The following is a 373-nucleotide window of genomic DNA, read 5'->3' as shown; positions in this document are numbered from 1 at the left end:
ATCCAGGGTAATGCCTGCCAGCCACAGCAGGCACCTAACGCTGCGAAAAGCTTGATATCGCCATAACCTAATCCCTCGTACCCCCGCATCTGCCGATAGCTCCAGGCGAGCAGCCACAACGCACAGTAGCCCGCCACAGCACCCCATATCGCCGTTGTTTCGGTTCCGGACAGCGTGGCATGAAGTAATCCGGACCAGAGCAGCAGATAATTGAGCGGGTCAGGTATACAGAAGTGGCGACGATCGATGGCAGCCACGAGCAGCAAGAGGCCGGAGGCAGTAATAATAAAAATAGCCTCCGCAGAGTGGTCAAAACTCTGCAGCACCAGCAGGCACAGAAGGGCAAACAGCCATTCAATGACAACGCTTTCTG

Annotated in this window: 1 protein-coding gene; it reads right to left on the bottom strand. The window is 55.5% G+C overall.

Annotated elements, in window-relative coordinates:
* On the bottom strand, positions 1-373 hold a 373-nt coding region (locus tag AC1DMK_RS31185; protein ID WP_477864062.1), incomplete at both ends, for a prepilin peptidase.

It is taken from the genome of Rhizobium sp. 05L419 (genome assembly GCF_056397845.1).
The sequence above is the reverse complement of the archived record's forward strand: the minus strand, read 5'-3'. Positions and strand labels throughout refer to the sequence as shown.